Raw genomic sequence first — 15976 nt, 5'->3', positions numbered from 1 at the left:
GGCCGTCCGTCACGGCATCCTGTCCCCCAGCAGCGCCAGGTTCTCGATCGCGGCGAGGCCGTACAGCGAGGTGTCGTTGGTGGAGACCCACGGCGCCTCGCTGCCCGGGACCAGCGTCAGCGGGCCGCTGAGCTTCTCGGTCTTCCAGGGCGCGGACTCCTTGTAGCCGTCGGAGTTGTAGAACTTGTCCCAGGCGCGCCGGGCGAGCTTCTCGTCGCCGCTCTGGACGGCGGCGTAGGCGTCGAGGCGCGAGTGGCCCTGGAAGAGGATCAGGGAGCCGAAGTTGCTGCCGTAGCGGGCCGCCTGCTCGGCCTTGGTGGCGTTGAAGTAGCGGCAGTAGTCGAGGTACGCCTCCTTGAACTCCGGCATGTCGACGAGGTCGATGAGCTCGGCGCACAGTTCGTTGAGGCCGAAGACGGCCGACAGGTGCGAGACCTCGACCTTGGGCTGGGCGGCGACGGCGAACCTGCCGGTGTCCAGGTCGTACAGGCCGCTGCCCTGTACGAACCCGTTGGGCTGGGCGGCGATGGTCTCCATGGTGGACAGCACGCGCGCCCTGGCCTTCTCCCACTTGGGGCCCTTGCGTTCCCACTCGGTGAGCCAGGCCGAGACCAGGCCGGACCAGTCGGTGCCGAAGCCGATCGACAGGGCGTGCCGGTCGGGCGTGTAGGGCTCGGTGCGGATCTTGCGGAGCGGGTCGAGGGCGAGGAAGGTCTCGTCGGAGTCGACGTTGGCGTGCATGAGGTCGCCGACGCGTTCGTCCGCGGTGAGGAAGTAGTAGTAGCGCCGGTAGGTGGTGTTGGCGATGCGCTGCTGTTTGGCGCTGTCCGCCCAGTGCTGCACGCCGTGCCGGGTGCCGAGGCCGGCCCACTTGCCGAGGTGGTAGACGTCGACCTCGCCGGTGTGCCGGGTCATGGCCTCGGCGAAGCGGAAGATGTCGGCGCGGCCGCTTCTGAGGTACGCGTACCAGAGCCACAGGTCGGGCGACAGCTCCGAGTTGTCCCAGGCGTAGCCGCCGACGTCGTAGCGCCACTGGTGCCGGACGGTGTCGTAGGTGTGCATGATGTCGCCGTAGTCCCAGAAGCCGTACCACCGGCGCATCTCCACCTGGTCCTTGTAGTAGGTGAAGAGGAAGTCGAGGTGGTCCTCGATCTTCGCCTTGGCCGGGGTGGACCGGTCGGGTTCGGCGAACAGGCCCTTACCGAAGACGCCCGCCCGGATGAGCTGCTGCGGCGGGGCGGCGAGCTGCGGCAGCACCCGGACGGCCTCCACCTGCTCGGCGAGCGTCTCGGCGCTCGGGGTCGAGGCGTTGGCCCAGAACAGCAGCTCGGAGGTGCGGGCGATGCCGTACGGCGTGCCGAACTCGGGCTCGTAGTCCTCGTAGGTGATGTTGAGGCCTTCGAGCTGCTCGGGAAAGGTGTCCTGGCCCATGCCGTCGTGGTAGAAGCGCATGTCCATGGGCTGTGCCTCGGGCGACCAGAGCCAGAGGGTGACCTCGGCGGCGTCGGTGTGGGCGTCGCGGATGTCGAGCTGGGCGGGGAACTTCTCCCAGAAGTCCCGCAGCCCGAAGGAGAGTCCGCCGCTCACCCCGCCGACGTACCCGAAGCCGGAGGCGCGCCGGCCGCCGCCCGCGCCGATCCAGCCGTAGCCCTTCCTGGTGCGCTTGCGCAGGGTGAAACCGTCGGCGGAGAGCTGGGAGAGGGTGTAGTCGCCCCACTCGGGGATGTACTGCAGGCGGGTGGTGACGCGCTGGTCCCAGGTGGCCGGGTCGGGCAGCTTCCTGCCCTCGTACTGGGCCGCCTGCACGGCGGCGCCCGGGTCGCGGCGCAGTCCGGTGACGCCCTTGACGGCCTCGCGCAGCAGGCCGGTGCCGTCGCCGCCGATGCGGATGTGGCGGTCGTAGGACTCGTCCCGCATCGGCACGGTGAAGCGGACGCCGAGGCCGCGCACGAAGTCGCCGGAGGCCTTGCCCGGCTGCTGGGTGCCGTCGTAGGTGATGGTGTGCACCATGCGGAAGGAGTCGGCGCCGGCGTAGAAGTAGAGCCGGACGGAGAACGGCAGCCAGCTGCGGTCGCCCTTGCGGTGCTTGCCGTCGATGCGGACGACGGCCCGGACCGGGCCGTTCTGCTCGACCCGGACCGTGGAGAGGACGCCGTCGAAGCGCTCGGTGCGGACCGTGCCCTGGTCCTCGTCCTCGAACTCCGGCTGGCGGATCAGCACCAGCCGGCCGTTGCGGGCGATCTCGGTCCCGCCGCGGGTCACCGACCTGACGAGCGTGGAGCCGGACGTGCCGATCCGCGCGGTGATCACGCCGGTGGAGACGTCGATGGTGCCGCCGCGCCGGGTGACGGTGACCTTGTTCTCGGGCGCGGCGGGGGTGCCGGCCCGCAAGGTGAGCTTGCCGTCGCCCGAACCGACCGCGTGGGCGGTCCACTTGAGGGAGCCGTCGGGCCAGTAGGCGATCGGCCACGACTGCACGGGTACGGCCTTGCCGCTGTCGTCCGTGAGCGCGAACGTCTGGTCCTCGCGGTACGCGCCCTTGGGCCAGGGGACGCCGACGGTGGAACCGGGGGCCGCGCCGAGGCCACCCTCCTCCAGCCAGTCCAGGACCACCGGGTCGGGATCAGCGGGCGCGGCCGCGGGCGCGGCCTGGGCGTCCTGCGTCCCCAGCGCCCAGCTGAACTGGGCGGCGGCTCCGGCCACGGCGGCCGCCTTGAGAAGAGATCTGCGGGGGATGGGAGACATGGGGAAGGCTGCCTTTCCTCGTCCGTGCGGGAAGTGAATCCGTGCATTGGTCAGGGGCATGACAGGGGGCGGGCGGCGTCACCCGGGACGCCGGCCCGGAACGGGACGCCGGCCCGGAACGGGACGCCGGCCCGGAACGGGACGCCGGCCCGGAACGGGACGCCGGCCCGGTCATGGACGGATGAACCGCCGGTCAGCGGTGCCGGTACCGCTCCTCCACGGCGACGGCCGCCGCCGCGACGGCCCCGAGGACGGGAACCGCCAGCGGCGCGGCGAACCAGGCGGACACGGGCACCACGGCCAGCCCGGCGACGATCAGGAACGACCCGGCCGGATCCAGCACGGTCCGCCGCCCGGCGTGGGCGAGCAGCGTCCGCCAGCGGGCTCCCGGCTCCCACACCGCCGCCGCGCGCAGCCCGGCCACGACCAGCCCGATCAGCGCGAGGACTCCCAGAGCCCCTACCACCGGCCCGCCGGGAATCCCCGCCCGGGCCGCCTGGACGTCCACCCACACCGCGACCGCCGCCGCCCACCCGGCGAGGCCCACGAGCCACCCGCGGCGCAGGGCCGTGCGGAAGTCGGCGGCGAACTCGCGCAGGCCACCACCCTCGTGGGCGGTGCGGCGCCTGAGGTGCCGCACCCCGGCGGCGAAGGCCGCCGGGTAGGTCACGATCCCCAGCGAGGCCACCGCGATCCACACGCCGGTCAGCAGGCACTCGGCGAACACCGCGAACCGAGCCCAGGCCCTCGGCTCCGTCCGGGCGGGGGCCGCCGCACCGCTTGCCTTCACGCGTGTCCCGGCCATGTTCACCTCAGCCCTTCAGACCCGACGTGGCCATGCCGTCGATCAGATAGCGCTGAAAGGCGAGGAAGAAGGCGAGCACCGGCAGCAGCGCCACCAGCGACATGGCGATCATGCCGCCGTAGTTGGCCACGGCGTCCTGGTCCACGAACATCTTGAGCCCCAGCGAGACCGTGTACTTGTCGGGCTCGTTCAGGTAGATCAGCGGGCCCATGAAGTCGTTCCAGGCGTTGATGAACGTGAAGATCGCGCTGGTGATCAGGGCCGGACGGCACAGCGGCAGCACGATCGACCAGTAGATGCGCAGGTGCCCGCAGCCGTCGAGCCGCGCGGCCTCGTCGAGTTCCCTGGGCAGGTTGCGCATGAACTGCACCATCAGGAAGACGAAGAACGCCTCCGTGGCCAGGTACTTGCCCAGCAGCAGCGGGGTGTAGGTGTTGATCATCTCCATGTTGCGGAACAGCACGTACTGCGGGATCAGCAGCACGTGGTACGGCAACAGCAGCGTGCCGATCATCAGCGTGAACAGCAGGTTCCGGCCGGCGAACCTGATCTTCGCGAAGGCGTACGCGGTCAGCGAGGAGGACACCAGGATGCCCACCACCGAACCCACGCCCAGCAGCAGCGAGTTGACGAAGAAGGTGGAGACGGGGATGTCCGCTATGCCGTCGCTGAGCCGCGCGTAGTTGGCGGTGATCGGGTCGCCCGGGAAGAGGTCCAGGCTGCCGACGATGTCCTCGCTCTTCTTGAACGACGCGCCGATGACCCAGACCACCGGGTAGAGGATCACCGCCAGGATCAGCAGGGACCCGACGTGCCAGGCGACGGACCCGGGGAGCCTGCGGCGGAACGCCCCGGCGGACGGCTTGATGTCGGTGGCCGGTGCCGTCATGCGGCGCCCTCCTCGTAGTGCACCCAGCGCTTCTGGGACCAGAACAGCACCGCCGTCACCAGGGCCACCGCGATCAGCAGCAGCCAGGCCATGGCGGAGGCCAGGCCCATCCGGCTGTTCTCGAAGCCCTGGACGTAGAGGTAGCAGGTGTAGACCATCGAACCGTCGGCCGGACCGCAGGCGCTGCCTCCGGCGCCGCCGCCGACGATGTACGCCGAGCTGAAGATCTGGAAGGAGTGGATCGTCTCCAGCAGGACGTTGAAGAACAGGACGGGCGAGATCATCGGCAGGGTGATGTTCCAGAACCGCCGCAGCGTGCCGGCGCCGTCCACCTCGGCCGCCTCGTACAGCTCCCGCGGGACCTGCTTGAGACCGGCCAGGAAGATGACCATGGGGGCGCCGAACTGCCAGACGGTGAGCGCGACCAGGGCGTAGATGATCAGGTCGGGGTCGCCGGTCCAGCCGCCGACGTCGATGCCGAACAGCTTCTGCGTCCGGTCCACGACGGCGTCGTCCGAGAAGATCGCCCGCCACACGATCGCGACGGAGACGCTGGCCCCGATCAGCGACGGCGCGTAGAACGCGGCCCGGTAGAAGGCCTGCCCACGCCGCTTCTGGGCGAGCAGCAGCGCCACCCCGAGGGCCGCGATCAGCTTCAGCGGCGTGCCGACGGCCACGTACCACAGCGTGACCTGTACCGAGTGGCGCCAGCGCGGGTCGCCGAACATCTCGGAGAAGTTGTCGAGGCCGATCCAGCGCGGCGGGTCGAACAGGTTGTAGTCGGTGAACGCGAAGTAGAGCGAGGCGACCATCGGGCCCGCCGTCAGCAGCAGGAACCCGGCGATCCACGGGGACATGAAGAGATAGCCGGCCAGGTTCTCCCGGCGCCGCCGCCGCTTGAGGGCGGCGGGGCGCGCGGGCTTCACCGGACCGTGCCGCGGCTCGGAGTCCTGGGGCAGGTCCTCCCTCGCAGGGGCGTGTGTCACGGTGGTTCCCATCAGGTGCCGAGAGCCGTCTTCGACTCGGTGAAGAACTGCTCGACGGCCTCGGCCACCGACCGCTTGCCGAGACCGAGCTCCTCGGCGATGCGCAGGAACGCGGACTCGCAGATGTCCGCGCCGTTCGGGTGCGGCGTGATGGGCTCCAGGACACCGGCCTCGACGAGGGACTCCTCGTAGGCGGCGATCGCCTTGTTGACCTCGTCGGTCGGCTGGTAGGCGTCGAACTGGGCCTGCGTGGCGGGCACGCCGCGGTCGTAGCCCATGATCTTGGCGACCTCGGGGTCGTGCACCATGAAGTCGATGAACTGGGCGACCTCCTTGGGGTGCTGGGTCCGCTTGGAGGCGCTCAGCATGAGCGAGCCGAGGTACTGTCCGGTCTTCTTGCCGTCGGTGGTGGGGATCGGCGCCAGGGCGTACTCGCTCTTGCCCTCGGCGCTGTAGCGCACGGTGAAGTTGTCCCAGGTGAACTCGCTGCCGCAGAGCTCGGCGGCGAGCGCGGACTTGGGCTTGATCTGGGCGGCCTTCTTCGGGTCGGCGTAGAGCCCCTCCTCGACCCCCTTCTCGGCCTTGGTCCACCAGTCCGTCAGATCGGCCTCGGTGAAACCGAGTCCGTCCTCGGTGAAGAAGGCCTTGCCGTTCTGGCGCAGGTAGAGGTCGTAGAGGTACATGACTCCGTACATGCCGCTGTCCCCGGCGCGGCCCGTCCTGTCGCGGATCCTCTTCATGCCCGCTTCGAAGTCGTCCCATGTCCAGCCCTGTTCGGGCTTGACGCCGGCCTTGGTGTAGACGGGCTTGTCGATGACCAGGGCCATGGAGTTGGAACCGACCGGAACGCCGAGGAGCTTGCCGTCGATCTCGCCGAACTTCTCCAGGCCCGCCCGGAATCCCTCCATCCGGAGGTTGCCGGCCTCGACCTGCTCACTGAGATCGAGCAGGACGTTCTTCGCGTCGTATTTACGCAGGAAGCCGACCGCATTCTGGAAGACGTCCGGCGGATTTCCGCCGGAGGCCTGCGTGTTGAACTTCTTCCAGAAGTCGAGATAAGGCTGGAAGTCCGTTTTCACCTTGATCTTCGGGTACTTCTTCTCGAAGAGCGCGATCGTCTTCTGGATTCTCTGGGCGCGGTCCTCGGCACCCCACCACGCGTAACGGATCGTCACCGTCCCGTCCGCGGAAGCCCCTCCGTCACCTCCGCAACCCGTGGTCGCGGCCAGCCCCAGGGTGGCTGCCGTGGCACCGGCCGCCTTCAGAATCGTCCTTCTCTCCACATTCCTGCCGTGCACCACGGTTGGACCTCCCCGCACGTTGCCCCGCTCGCATGAATCGTTTCAAGTAAGCGCTTGCTGGCACAAGTTACGGAGGGGCCGATGGTGCGTCAATGATTCGGACAAGAATTTCTCACCGAAGGAGCGGAGCACCGGGCGAAGCGGGGTGGCGGAGGCCGGGGCGGGACGCGGGGACGTCGCTGGTGGTGCGCACCCCGCCGAGGGGAGAACGCCGCGAGACGACCCGACGCGGGGCCCGGCGACCGAAAGACGACGGTGGCACCGAGACCGGAGAGCGGCGGCGCGGAGTCCGGTTTCGGCCGACCGGGAGGTGACGGCCCAGGGGACACGGGGCGCGACGGGGCGACCCGCGGCGGGACACGGAGGGTGACGGGAGGCCCGGCGAGGAGGTGGAGCGGGAGGCGCAGCGGCTCCACGGTCACACCGGAACGGCACCACGGGCGCGGCCCACACCTGACGGGCGGGACGCGCGGAGGGCGGGCCGGTGCGGCGGCCGGCGGACACACGGGTGCGCGCGAGCACGGCGATCGCGCGTCCCGTGGAGGCGGCCGGCAGGGCGGCGGCCGGTGCACGGAGGTGCGCCGGGGCGGGCGGAACAGGCGGGCACCGAGAGCCCCGGCGGCCCGGCCCGGACCGGCGCCCCCGGACCCTCCGGCCCGGGCTCGCACGCACACCCGCACACCCGCACACCCGCACACCCGCCCGACAACGACGGCGGCCCACCTGCTTCATCACAGGTGGGCCGCCGTTCCGGGTGGGCGATACTGGGTTCGAACCAGTGACCTCTTCGGTGTGAACGAAGCGCTCTCCCACTGAGCTAATCGCCCGGACGCAGGAAGAACATTACCCCATGTCAGGGGGTGCCTGTGACCATCGGCCGACGCCGGCACCCCCGGGCACGGCTCACTGGTTCTCGATCTTCCACGGCATGACGATGCCGAACTTCCACACGTAGATACCGATCAGTACACCCACGATGATCAGGCCGATGCTCGTGAGGATGATGTTGCGCCGTCGCACCTTGGGGTCGAGGGCACGCTGGGCCGCTTCCGTGACCTTCCGCTTGGTCCAGCGGAGCACGAGCTGCGCCCACACGAACTCGGTGGCCCAGATCGCCATGCCGCCGAAGATCACGACCCAGCCCGGTCCCGGCAGGGGCAGCATGATGATGCCCGCGACGACGACTGCGAGCCCGATGATGAAGACGCCGACCTGCCAGCTCATGTGCAGCAGGCGGCGCGCCTTGATGAATTCCGGCGCCCGCGAGCCGAGCCCCCGGTGCGGCTCGCCGTGCGCCTCGTGCGTCCCCGTCTCGTTCGGTGCCACGGCCACCTCGCCCGGCTCGTTACTCCCCGTATTCATACGGCCAAACACTACCCGAGCGAAACCAGTCACCGGAATGGACGCACGGCGCGAACGATCTCTCGGCCGGAAGAGTTACGTAAAGGCACGCAAAACACTCAGAGGGGTTTACAACGGCACCGTAGGTGGCATGTCGATTTCGCCGACGTGCGAATCCCCGAGCGCACACTGAGCGAAAGGCCCTGGCGCTTATGAACACCACGGTCAGCTGCGAGCTGCACCTGCGCCTCGTTGTGTCGAGCGAGTCCTCCCTGCCTGTCCCCGCAGGCCTGCGGTACGACACGGCCGACCCCTACGCCGTGCACGCCACCTTCCACACCGGAGCCGAGGAAACCGTCGAGTGGGTGTTCGCCCGCGACCTCCTCGCCGAGGGACTTCACCGCCCCACGGGCACCGGCGACGTCCGCGTCTGGCCGTCGCGCAGTCACGGTCAGGGCGTCGTGTGCATCGCCCTGAGCTCACCGGAGGGCGAGGCCCTGCTGGAGGCCCCGGCGCGGGCCCTGGAGTCCTTCCTGAAGCGCACCGACGCCGCTGTGCCGCCCGGCACGGAACACCGGCACTTCGACCTGGATCAGGAGCTGTCGCACATCCTGGCGGAAAGCTAGGCCGCCGAGGCCCTCACCAAGCCGCCCGGCGCCGTCGACTCGGGGAGACGGCTCGGGCCCGGACATCCGCACACGGGAATCACCGGCGCCGGCACCGCGCAGCACGCGGGGCGGCGCCGGTCCGCTTCGCTCCGCTCCCGCACGCCGGGGCCGCCGGGAACCACGGCGGCCCCGGCGGCGTTGTATTCGAAGCCATGTGCGGGCATGAGGGCCGTCCGGCGGATGCGGAGCCGTTACCATCGGCCCCCATCGGCGGGCGCCCGCCCGACCCTCAGGCCAGGGAGCGAATGTGCTGATCACCCATGACACCCGGTGCGCCCTCGACACCGTGGTCGATCTGGTGAACACCGCACCGGAGGACGACACGGCGGCCGACGGGCTGCCGGATGTGGCCGCGCTCGCGGATTTCGTGCGCGGCCACGAGATCAGCGATGTCGGCGTGCTCTCGGAGTTCGACCTTTCCGCGGTGCGGAAGATTCGCGGCCGGTTCGCGTCCGTCTTCGCCGCCCCCGACGCCCGGGCCGCCGCGGCGCTGATCAACGAGCTGGTCGCCGCCGCCGGCACCACACCGCGGCTCACCGACCACGACGGCTACGACTGGCACGTCCACTACTTCGCGCCGGGAGCGTCCGTCGCCGACCATCTGGCCGCCGACTGCGGGATGGCGCTGGCGTTCTTCGTGGTGGCCGGGGAGCAGGAGCGGCTGCGGCGCTGCGAGGCGCCCGACTGCCGCCGGGCCTTCGTCGACCTGTCCCGCAATCGCTCGCGCCGCTACTGCGACAGCCGCACCTGCGGGAACCGCCTGCACGTGGCCGCGTACCGGGCCCGCCGCAAGGAGGCGGCCGGCTGACCGCACGGGCCACCGGGGAGACGTCGATGCCGACGCGGTCCCGGCGGGTGGCGCCGGGTACCGCGGGTACGGCTCACAGCAGCAGCAGATCGTGCAGCGAGGCCATGAGCAGCAGACACCCGATCACCGCCAGGAAGATCATCAGCGGTGGCTGGGAGAGGGCGAAGAGGCAACCGCGCGGTTCGTCCCGTGGCGGAAGGGGCTCGTCCCGCGGCGGGGCGGGGTCGCTCTGTGTCGTCGTGTCCAGCATCTCGCGGCGATGATGGCGCAGTCGCCGGTCCCGGCGCGATCGGCGGCCTCGTTCCGTGCGGACGTGCCCCGATTCCGCGAGGTCCGGTGCGGCTTGTGATCACTTCCGCGCGCCCGGGGACCCACTGTGACGGTTCGGCCGGCGCGGGCGTCAGATGCCGTGCTTCTTGAGGATCGCCTCGATGTCGCTGAAGTCGTCGTCGCCCCGGGACGCCGCGGGCCGGGCCGCCGGGCGCGAGCCCTGGCCGAGGGAGGGCGCGGAGGCCGCCGGGGCCACCGCGGTGGGGGCGTCGCCGCGCGCCGCGCGGGCCGCGGCCCTGCGCTCCCTGCGGGAACCGCCGCGCCGGCGCTCCACCATCCGCGTCGTCGTGAACAGCACCCACGCCACGCCCAGCAGGCCAAATCCGACCCAGGCCGTCGGGCTGAAGGCCGTGTCGGCCAGCCACTCGACGATGCCCGTGAGCACCAGCGCGACCGGCACGAGCGAGTACGCCGCGATGCGGACCGCCGCGAGGAAACGCTTGCGGTAGGCCGTGACGGCCGCGATGCCCAGGCCCGCCGCGGACACGGCGGAGCAGACGGTCTCGGCAATCATCCGGTCCTCCAGGCGTGGCGCGCGGTCGGGCAGGGCGGTTCGTCCCTTCCATCCTGCACCCGCGGCACCCCGGCGGGCCATGGTGCGGCCGGACATCAGGGACATCTCCGGGTCTCCTCCTCCCCAGGTGCCGGTACGGGCTGCGCCCGTGGACCCGGCTGCTGGAAGACTGGGGGCATGAGTGACTCCTCCCCCGCCCCCGTTCTCGAGATCTGGTGCGACCTGCAGTGCCCGGACTGCCGTACCGCGCTGGACGACCTGCGCGCCCTGCGCGAGCGCTACGGCGACCGTCTCGAGCTGCGGCTGCGGCATTTCCCCCTGGAGAAGAACAAGCACGCCTTCGCCGCCGCCCAGGCCGCCGAGGAGGCATGGGAGCAGGGCGCGGGCTGGGCCTACGCGGAGGCCCTGCTGGGCCGTGTCGAGGAACTGGGCCGCAAGGGCGAGCCCTTCCTGGTCGAGGTGGCCCGGGAACTGGGCCTGGACGCCGAGGAGTTCGACACCGCGCTCGTCGACGGACGGCACATCCTGATCGTCGACGCCGATCAGGCCGAGGGCAAGGCCATCGGGGTGACCGGCACGCCGACGTACGTCATCGACGGTGAGCGGCTCGACGGGGGCAAGAGCCAGGAGGGCCTGCGCGAGCGGATCGAGGAGATCGCGGACCGGCTCCTGGCCGCGCGGGAGCACTGACCCGCCCTCCCCAGGCTCCCGTCCCCGTCCCTGTCCCAGGGCGGCTACAACAGCGGCTTGTACAGGGCGTACTGCTTCGTCTCGTAGCCGAGTGACGCGTAGAGCCCTTCGGCCGGGGTGTTGCCGGCGAAGACGTTGAGGCCGAGGGCGCGCCTGCCCTCGGCGATCGTCTGGGCCTCGGCCAGCAGCATCAGGGTGCGGCCGTGTCCCCGGCCCCGGTGGGCGGCGTCCGCCTCGACGTCGAAGACGAAGGCGCCGTTGTCGCGCACCGCGAGCCACAGGGTGCCCACCGGTGTCCCCAGGTGCTCGACGACGCTGATGAGCATGCCGGGGGTGGCGAGGCCCTCGGGCAGCAGCGTGGCGTGGTCACGCTCCGACTTGGCCCGGGCCTCGGCTTCCGGGACCCCCCGCTCCATCCAGTCGCGGGCGTAGTCCTCCTTGCCCTTCTCCAGCCAGGGGCCGAACTCCGCCTCCGTCATGGGCCGGGCCCGGCTGCCCGACGGCAGCTCGGGCGGGGTGTCGCCGAGCTGTTTCTCCATGGCGCGGTTGCGCACGACGTAGCCGAGTGCCGTGGCGAACCGCAACGCGGGCTCCGGGCCGGCGGGGACCATGGCCTCGATCCGGCGGCATCCCCAGCCGCGCGCGACCTCCTCGGCGGCGAGCGCGGCCACCGTGCCGCGCCCGCGCCTGCGGTCCGGTTCCTCGATGCGGAGCTCCATGATCCGGGCCACCGCCTCGCCGAACACGGGGTGGGTGCCGAGGTGGATCGTCCCCACCGGACGGCCGTTCACGCACACCTGGTAACGGCGCGAGCGCGTCCCGTCGGCGTTCTGCTGCAGCGGCTCGGTCGGCCGCAGGGTCGTGGTCATCAGGGGTGTTCTACCCGGATCCACGGCCGTGTTCAGCCCAATAAACGCGGACGGTCAGGGGTCGAGGTCGTCCGCGGACCGCTCCTCGAAGATCCGCATGGCCTTGGCGGTCACCGGGCCGGGCGCGCCGGGCAGTTCCCGGCCGTCGACCCGGTGCACGGCCTGCACGTCGCGCAGCGTGGACGTCAGGAAGATCTCGTCGGCCCGCTCCAGGACGTCCAGCGGCAGGTCCGTCTCCCCGGCGCCGGTCCACTCGATGGCGAGCGCGCGGGTGATGCCCGCGAGACAGCCCGAGGCGAGCGGAGGCGTGTGGATCTCGCCGTCGAGGACGACGAAGACGTTCGAGCCGGTGCCCTCGCAGAGCTGTCCGACCGTGTTGCCGAACAGGGCCTCGGAGGCGCCCTGTTCACGGGCGCGGGCGAGGGCGACGACGTTCTCGGCGTACGAGGTGGTCTTCAGGCCGGTCAGGGCGCCGCGTTCGTTGCGCGTCCAGGGGACCGTGATCACGGCCGTGGAGTCGGGGCGGCGGGTCGTCTCGCCGAGGGCGACGACGAGGGTGGGGCCGTGGTCGCCGCGGTCGGAGCCCAGCGGGCCGTGGCCGCCGGTGTAGGTGATGCGGAGGCGGCCGAGCGGCACCGGGTTGGCCTCCAGGACGGCGGCGCAGGCGCGGCGTACCTCGTCGTGGTCCGGGTCGGGCAGGCCGAGGCCACGCGCGGAGCGGGTGAGCCGGTCGAGGTGCCGGGTGAGCGCGAACGCCCGGCCGTCGACGGCCTTCACCGTCTCGAAGATGCCGTCGCCCACGGTCAGCCCGTGGTCGAAGACGGAGACGCGGGCGGACTCGATGTCCTGCAGCCCGCCGTCGAGCCAGATCTTCACGTCAGGTCCTCTCCACTCACCTCGTACGTGCCCGACGCTATCGCGAGCAGCCGGGCGGCCTTCAGCTCGGTCTCCCGCCACTCCCCCTCCGGATCGGAGCCCCAGGTGATGCCGGCGCCGGTGCCGAAGCGCAGCATGCCCGCGGCCCGGTCGATCCAGAAGGTGCGGATGCCGACGGCCAGCTCGCCGGTGCCCCGGTCGGCGTCGACCCAGCCGATCCCGCCGCAGTACGGCCCGCGGGGCGCCGTCTCCAGCGCGTCGATGATCCGCAGCGCGCTGGACTTGGGCGCGCCGGTGACCGAGCCGGGCGGGAAGGCGGCGCCGAGGAGCCCGGGCCAGCCGGTCCCCTCCCGCAGCTCCCCCCGGACCGTGGACACCAGGTGGACCAGTCCGGGGTGCTTCTCGACGGCGCACAGGTCGGGCACCGTGACCGTGCCGGTGGCGCAGACCCGGCCGATGTCGTTGCGGACGAGGTCCACGATCATCACGTTCTCGGCGTGGTCCTTCTCCAGCAGGTCCGCCTCGGTCCGGCCGGTGCCCTTGATCGGCCCGGACTCCACGACCCGTCCGTCGCGGCGCAGGAACAGCTCCGGGGACGCGGTGGCGATCTCCACCCCGTGCCCGGGCAGGCGGATCGTTCCCGCGTAGGGGGCGGGGTTGCCGCGGGCCAGCAGTGCGGTGAGGGCGTCGACGTCGGCGCCCGGCGCGACGGGCGCCGACAGCACCCGGCACAGGTTGGCCTGGTACACCTCGCCGGCCGCGATGTGCGCGCGGATCCGCCGGACCGCGGCGGTGTACGCGGCGCGGTCGAGCGAGGACGTCCAGTCACCCGCCGCCGGTCCGCGCCACCCGCCCGGAACGGGCGCGGGCACCTCGGCCCTGCGCACCTCGCCGAAGCGCGCGCAGGTCAGACGGCCCTCGAAGTCGGCGCAGACGGCCCAGAAGCCGCTGGATTCCAGGGCCTCGGGGTCGTCGGTGACGTCGCGGAGCCCGGTGGCGACACGGTCGCCGAAACGGGCGAGGGGAGGGAGGTCGAGCACGCAGCCGAGTCTATGGCGGGTGTCCGGCGGGTGACCGGGGATGTCCCTTCCGGGGCGCCCGCGACGCCCCTGAGCAGGGCAAGCGCAGCACGCTGCGCAAACGCGTTTTTGTACTGGCACGGGAATCCGCTAGAGTTCAACACGTCGCCGGGCCGCGAGAGCGGACCGAAACGACAGGCGGACGTAGCTCAGTTGGTAGAGCGCAACCTTGCCAAGGTTGAGGTCGCGAGTTCGAGCCTCGTCGTCCGCTCGAAGGAACAGGGGGCTCCCGGCCCCCTACGCTCCTGGTGGAGTGGCCGAGAGGCGAGGCAACGGCCTGCAAAGCCGTCTACACGGGTTCAAATCCCGTCTCCACCTCCAAGGACGATTAGCTCAGCGGGAGAGCGCTTCCCTGACACGGAAGAGGTCACTGGTTCAATCCCAGTATCGTCCACTGGATCTTCTCGAAGATCCACCCGCGCGATTAGCTCAGCGGGAGAGCGCTTCCCTGACACGGAAGAGGTCACTGGTTCAATCCCAGTATCGCGCACGCAGTGCCCATGATCCGTCGCACGCGGTGGTCATGGTCCCGAGGACGATTAGCTCAGCGGGAGAGCGCTTCCCTGACACGGAAGAGGTCACTGGTTCAATCCCAGTATCGTCCACATCACACCGGAGCCCCCGGCCGTTCCACGGCCGGGGGCTTCGTCGTGCCCGGGTCCGTCAGGACGAGAACAGCATGCGCCCGAAGCTCTTCTGACGGTGGTGACCGTGATGGCCGTGGTGACCGTGGCCGCCGTGCGGGGCGCCCCAGGCGGGCGCCGGAGGGGCGGGGTAGGCGTGCGGGCCGGGCGGAGGCGGCGGGGCGGCCTGGGACCACTGGGCCTCCAGACGGGTCAGCGACTCCAGCTCGCCGTAGTCGAGGAAGATCCCCCGGCAGCCGCTGCACTGCTCGATCTGGACACCGTTGCGGTTGTACGTGTGCATCGGGGCATGGCACTTCGGACACTGCATGGTCGGTCAACTCCTCGCCGATCGGTCCTGCTTCGCGTCTCGCCAGGACAGACTCTGTCCGCCTCTGGTCGGTTGCACCCTACTTCGCGTGGTCCTGCGCCAACTGCGGCGGGAGGGCGGTCATCCGCCCGCAGGCGTCCACGACCGCCCGCTCCACCTCGTCCAGGGCCCTCCCGGCCGCGACCGCCTTGGCGACGGCCCGGGCCGCGGTCTGCACGGTCAGGGCACGGGCCGGCACGTCCAGGGCCGGCCAGGGGTCGCCGTCCGCGGGCACGGCCGGGCCGCCGGCCTCGCGATAGGCGGTGAGGAACCGGGTCCAGGCCTCGGGCGGAAGCAGGCCGCACGCGTACCAGGCGGCGGGGCGGGCCAGGTCCCAGGCCGGTACGCCGGTGCCGAGGTCGTCGACGTCGATCAGCAGCCAGGCCCCGTCGGGGGCGGGGTGACGGACGAGCTGGCCGAGGTGGAGGTCGCCGTGGCAGAGGGTCGCGGTGCCGGGCATCGGGCTCTCGGCCCGGGCCCAGGCGGGGAGGGTGTCCCAGGCGCGCAGAACCGGGGCGACGGCCGCGAGGGGGTCCTGGTCGGCTCCGGGGCGCCCGGCGGACGTGGGATGCGGTGCCGCCGCGAGGTGCGGTGCGGCTGCCTCGCCGAGCCGGGCGACGGCGTGGGCCGCCTTGGCCGGGCCGCGCATGGGCGGGAGGCCCTCGGGCGCGGGCGTGCGGTGGAGGCGGGCGAGGAGGGTGGCGGCGGCTTCCCAGGGAGCGGCGTCCGGGTCGTCCGGGTCGACGGGAACGCCGTGGGGCCAGAGGGTGACCAGACGGCCGTGCAGGTGGAGGGGGGCGGGGGCGAGCGGGGGCAGGAGGATGCGCGGGTGACTCGCGGCGACGGCGAGACGGCTGGTCAGCTCCGTGTCGGCGGTGCCCGGGGGGTGGGCCTTGGCGACGGTGTCGCCGTGGCGTACGACGGTGGCGTCCGGGCGGTCCGCGAGGGTGGCCGCTCCGCAGGGGCAGGGCGCCGGGCGGGCGTGTGCGGTCGCCCGGGCCTTGGCGGTGAGGGCGGGTATGAGCTGGTCCGGGGCGGATGTCACGGGGTGAGGTTACGCCTGGGCGCCGGTCGCGGGTTCC

Annotated in this window: 16 protein-coding genes and 6 tRNA genes; 8 read left to right on the top strand and 14 right to left on the bottom strand. The window is 71.5% G+C overall.

The window, feature by feature from the left end:
* Window positions 1-9: 9 nt before the first annotated feature.
* The 7 genes from ACF07N_RS32830 to ACF07N_RS32800 all read right to left on the bottom strand — a co-directional run bounded on the left by ACF07N_RS32830 (window position 10) and on the right by ACF07N_RS32800 (window position 8088).
* Complete coding sequence (locus tag ACF07N_RS32830; RefSeq protein WP_392120044.1) at window positions 10-2745, bottom strand: Tat pathway signal sequence domain protein; 2736 nt, start codon at window positions 2743-2745, stop codon at window positions 10-12.
* 193 nt (window positions 2746-2938) lie between these two features.
* Window positions 2939-3550, bottom strand: coding sequence for a hypothetical protein (locus ACF07N_RS32825; protein ID WP_392120041.1), 612 nt, complete (start codon window positions 3548-3550; stop codon window positions 2939-2941).
* Between the two features lie 7 nt (window positions 3551-3557).
* Complete coding sequence (locus ACF07N_RS32820; protein ID WP_392120038.1) at window positions 3558-4439, bottom strand: carbohydrate ABC transporter permease; 882 nt, start codon at window positions 4437-4439, stop codon at window positions 3558-3560.
* Window positions 4436-5437: a carbohydrate ABC transporter permease gene (locus ACF07N_RS32815; protein WP_383333948.1), complete on the bottom strand. Its 1002-nt coding sequence runs from the start codon at window positions 5435-5437 to the stop codon at window positions 4436-4438. Before ACF07N_RS32815 ends, ACF07N_RS32820 begins: the two co-directional genes overlap by 4 nt.
* Window positions 5437-6726 carry an ABC transporter substrate-binding protein gene (locus ACF07N_RS32810; protein WP_392120034.1) on the bottom strand — a complete coding sequence of 430 codons (1290 nt, stop codon included), beginning with the start codon at window positions 6724-6726 and terminating at the stop codon, window positions 5437-5439. The genes ACF07N_RS32815 and ACF07N_RS32810 overlap by 1 nt, the downstream gene beginning before the upstream one ends.
* Window positions 6727-7481: 755 nt before the next feature.
* A tRNA-Val gene (locus ACF07N_RS32805) sits at window positions 7482-7553 on the bottom strand.
* Window positions 7554-7629: 76 nt separating this feature from the next.
* The gene (locus tag ACF07N_RS32800) at window positions 7630-8088 is read right to left on the bottom strand and encodes a TIGR02611 family protein (RefSeq protein ID WP_392120031.1); all 459 of its coding nucleotides are present in this window, start codon (window positions 8086-8088) and stop codon (window positions 7630-7632) included.
* Between the two features lie 191 nt (window positions 8089-8279).
* Here ACF07N_RS32800 and ACF07N_RS32795 point away from each other — a divergent pair, with 191 nt between their 5' ends.
* On the top strand, window positions 8280-8693 hold the full coding sequence (locus ACF07N_RS32795) for an SsgA family sporulation/cell division regulator (RefSeq protein WP_004002642.1): 414 nt from the start codon (window positions 8280-8282) through the stop codon (window positions 8691-8693).
* Between the two features lie 289 nt (window positions 8694-8982).
* Window positions 8983-9543 carry a CGNR zinc finger domain-containing protein gene (locus tag ACF07N_RS32790; RefSeq protein ID WP_383333954.1) on the top strand — a complete coding sequence of 187 codons (561 nt, stop codon included), beginning with the start codon at window positions 8983-8985 and terminating at the stop codon, window positions 9541-9543.
* Window positions 9544-9616: 73 nt separating this feature from the next.
* Here the strand turns inward: ACF07N_RS32790 and ACF07N_RS32785 are convergent, their stop codons facing one another.
* A complete protein-coding gene (locus ACF07N_RS32785; RefSeq protein WP_383333956.1) occupies window positions 9617-9793 on the bottom strand; it encodes a hypothetical protein in 177 nt (58 codons plus the stop codon).
* Between the two features lie 150 nt (window positions 9794-9943).
* Window positions 9944-10387, bottom strand: a complete 444-nt coding sequence (locus tag ACF07N_RS32780; RefSeq protein ID WP_392120028.1) for a hypothetical protein — start codon at window positions 10385-10387, stop codon at window positions 9944-9946.
* A gap of 177 nt (window positions 10388-10564) precedes the next feature.
* Between ACF07N_RS32780 and ACF07N_RS32775 the strand changes: the two genes are divergently transcribed.
* Window positions 10565-11077 carry a DsbA family protein gene (locus ACF07N_RS32775; protein WP_383333960.1) on the top strand — a complete coding sequence of 171 codons (513 nt, stop codon included), beginning with the start codon at window positions 10565-10567 and terminating at the stop codon, window positions 11075-11077.
* A gap of 44 nt (window positions 11078-11121) precedes the next feature.
* Here the strand turns inward: ACF07N_RS32775 and ACF07N_RS32770 are convergent, their stop codons facing one another.
* From ACF07N_RS32770 to ACF07N_RS32760, 3 genes are read right to left on the bottom strand one after another with little or no spacing between them, the layout of a single operon-like run.
* Entirely contained in the window at window positions 11122-11946 is an 825-nt protein-coding gene (locus ACF07N_RS32770; protein WP_392120024.1) for a GNAT family N-acetyltransferase, read from the bottom strand.
* A 54-nt stretch (window positions 11947-12000) separates the two neighbouring features.
* Entirely contained in the window at window positions 12001-12822 is an 822-nt protein-coding gene (locus ACF07N_RS32765; protein WP_383333964.1) for an aminotransferase class IV, read from the bottom strand.
* A complete protein-coding gene (locus ACF07N_RS32760) occupies window positions 12819-13862 on the bottom strand; it encodes a chorismate-binding protein (protein WP_392120021.1) in 1044 nt (347 codons plus the stop codon). The genes ACF07N_RS32765 and ACF07N_RS32760 overlap by 4 nt, the downstream gene beginning before the upstream one ends.
* A 177-nt stretch (window positions 13863-14039) precedes the next feature.
* Between ACF07N_RS32760 and ACF07N_RS32755 the strand changes: the two genes are divergently transcribed.
* The 5 genes from ACF07N_RS32755 to ACF07N_RS32735 all read left to right on the top strand — a co-directional run bounded on the left by ACF07N_RS32755 (window position 14040) and on the right by ACF07N_RS32735 (window position 14506).
* Window positions 14040-14112 (top strand) — tRNA-Gly (locus ACF07N_RS32755).
* Between the two features lie 36 nt (window positions 14113-14148).
* Window positions 14149-14222, top strand: a tRNA-Cys gene (locus tag ACF07N_RS32750).
* Window position 14223: 1 nt separating this feature from the next.
* Window positions 14224-14295: transfer RNA gene (locus tag ACF07N_RS32745), tRNA-Val, on the top strand.
* A 24-nt stretch (window positions 14296-14319) separates the two neighbouring features.
* Window positions 14320-14391, top strand: a tRNA-Val gene (locus ACF07N_RS32740).
* 43 nt (window positions 14392-14434) lie between these two features.
* Window positions 14435-14506: transfer RNA gene (locus tag ACF07N_RS32735), tRNA-Val, on the top strand.
* 58 nt (window positions 14507-14564) lie between these two features.
* Here ACF07N_RS32735 and ACF07N_RS32730 read toward each other — a convergent pair.
* A complete protein-coding gene (locus ACF07N_RS32730; protein ID WP_392120018.1) occupies window positions 14565-14855 on the bottom strand; it encodes a zf-TFIIB domain-containing protein in 291 nt (96 codons plus the stop codon).
* A gap of 79 nt (window positions 14856-14934) precedes the next feature.
* A complete protein-coding gene (locus ACF07N_RS32725) occupies window positions 14935-15939 on the bottom strand; it encodes a phosphotransferase family protein (protein ID WP_392120015.1) in 1005 nt (334 codons plus the stop codon).
* Between the last annotated feature and the right edge of the window lie 37 nt (window positions 15940-15976).

Source organism: Streptomyces sp. NPDC015242 (assembly GCF_043079125.1).
Lineage (GTDB): Bacteria > Actinomycetota > Actinomycetes > Streptomycetales > Streptomycetaceae > Streptomyces.
The sequence above is the reverse complement of the archived record's forward strand: the minus strand, read 5'-3'. Positions and strand labels throughout refer to the sequence as shown.

Excerpts from the sequence above, each read along its gene's own strand:
- ACF07N_RS32830 (WP_392120044.1), bottom strand. The coding sequence starts at position 2,745 with ATGTCTCCCATCCCCCGCAGATCTCTTCTCAAGGCGGCCGCCGTGGCC.
- ACF07N_RS32825 (WP_392120041.1), bottom strand. The coding sequence starts at position 3,550 with ATGGCCGGGACACGCGTGAAGGCAAGCGGTGCGGCGGCCCCCGCCCGG.
- ACF07N_RS32820 (WP_392120038.1), bottom strand. The coding sequence starts at position 4,439 with ATGACGGCACCGGCCACCGACATCAAGCCGTCCGCCGGGGCGTTCCGC.
- ACF07N_RS32815 (WP_383333948.1), bottom strand. The coding sequence starts at position 5,437 with ATGGGAACCACCGTGACACACGCCCCTGCGAGGGAGGACCTGCCCCAG.
- ACF07N_RS32800 (WP_392120031.1), bottom strand. The coding sequence starts at position 8,088 with ATGAATACGGGGAGTAACGAGCCGGGCGAGGTGGCCGTGGCACCGAAC.
- ACF07N_RS32795 (WP_004002642.1), top strand. The coding sequence starts at position 8,280 with ATGAACACCACGGTCAGCTGCGAGCTGCACCTGCGCCTCGTTGTGTCG.
- ACF07N_RS32785 (WP_383333956.1), bottom strand. The coding sequence starts at position 9,793 with ATGCTGGACACGACGACACAGAGCGACCCCGCCCCGCCGCGGGACGAG.
- ACF07N_RS32780 (WP_392120028.1), bottom strand. The coding sequence starts at position 10,387 with ATGATTGCCGAGACCGTCTGCTCCGCCGTGTCCGCGGCGGGCCTGGGC.
- ACF07N_RS32775 (WP_383333960.1), top strand. The coding sequence starts at position 10,565 with ATGAGTGACTCCTCCCCCGCCCCCGTTCTCGAGATCTGGTGCGACCTG.
- ACF07N_RS32770 (WP_392120024.1), bottom strand. The coding sequence starts at position 11,946 with ATGACCACGACCCTGCGGCCGACCGAGCCGCTGCAGCAGAACGCCGAC.
- ACF07N_RS32730 (WP_392120018.1), bottom strand. The coding sequence starts at position 14,855 with ATGCAGTGTCCGAAGTGCCATGCCCCGATGCACACGTACAACCGCAAC.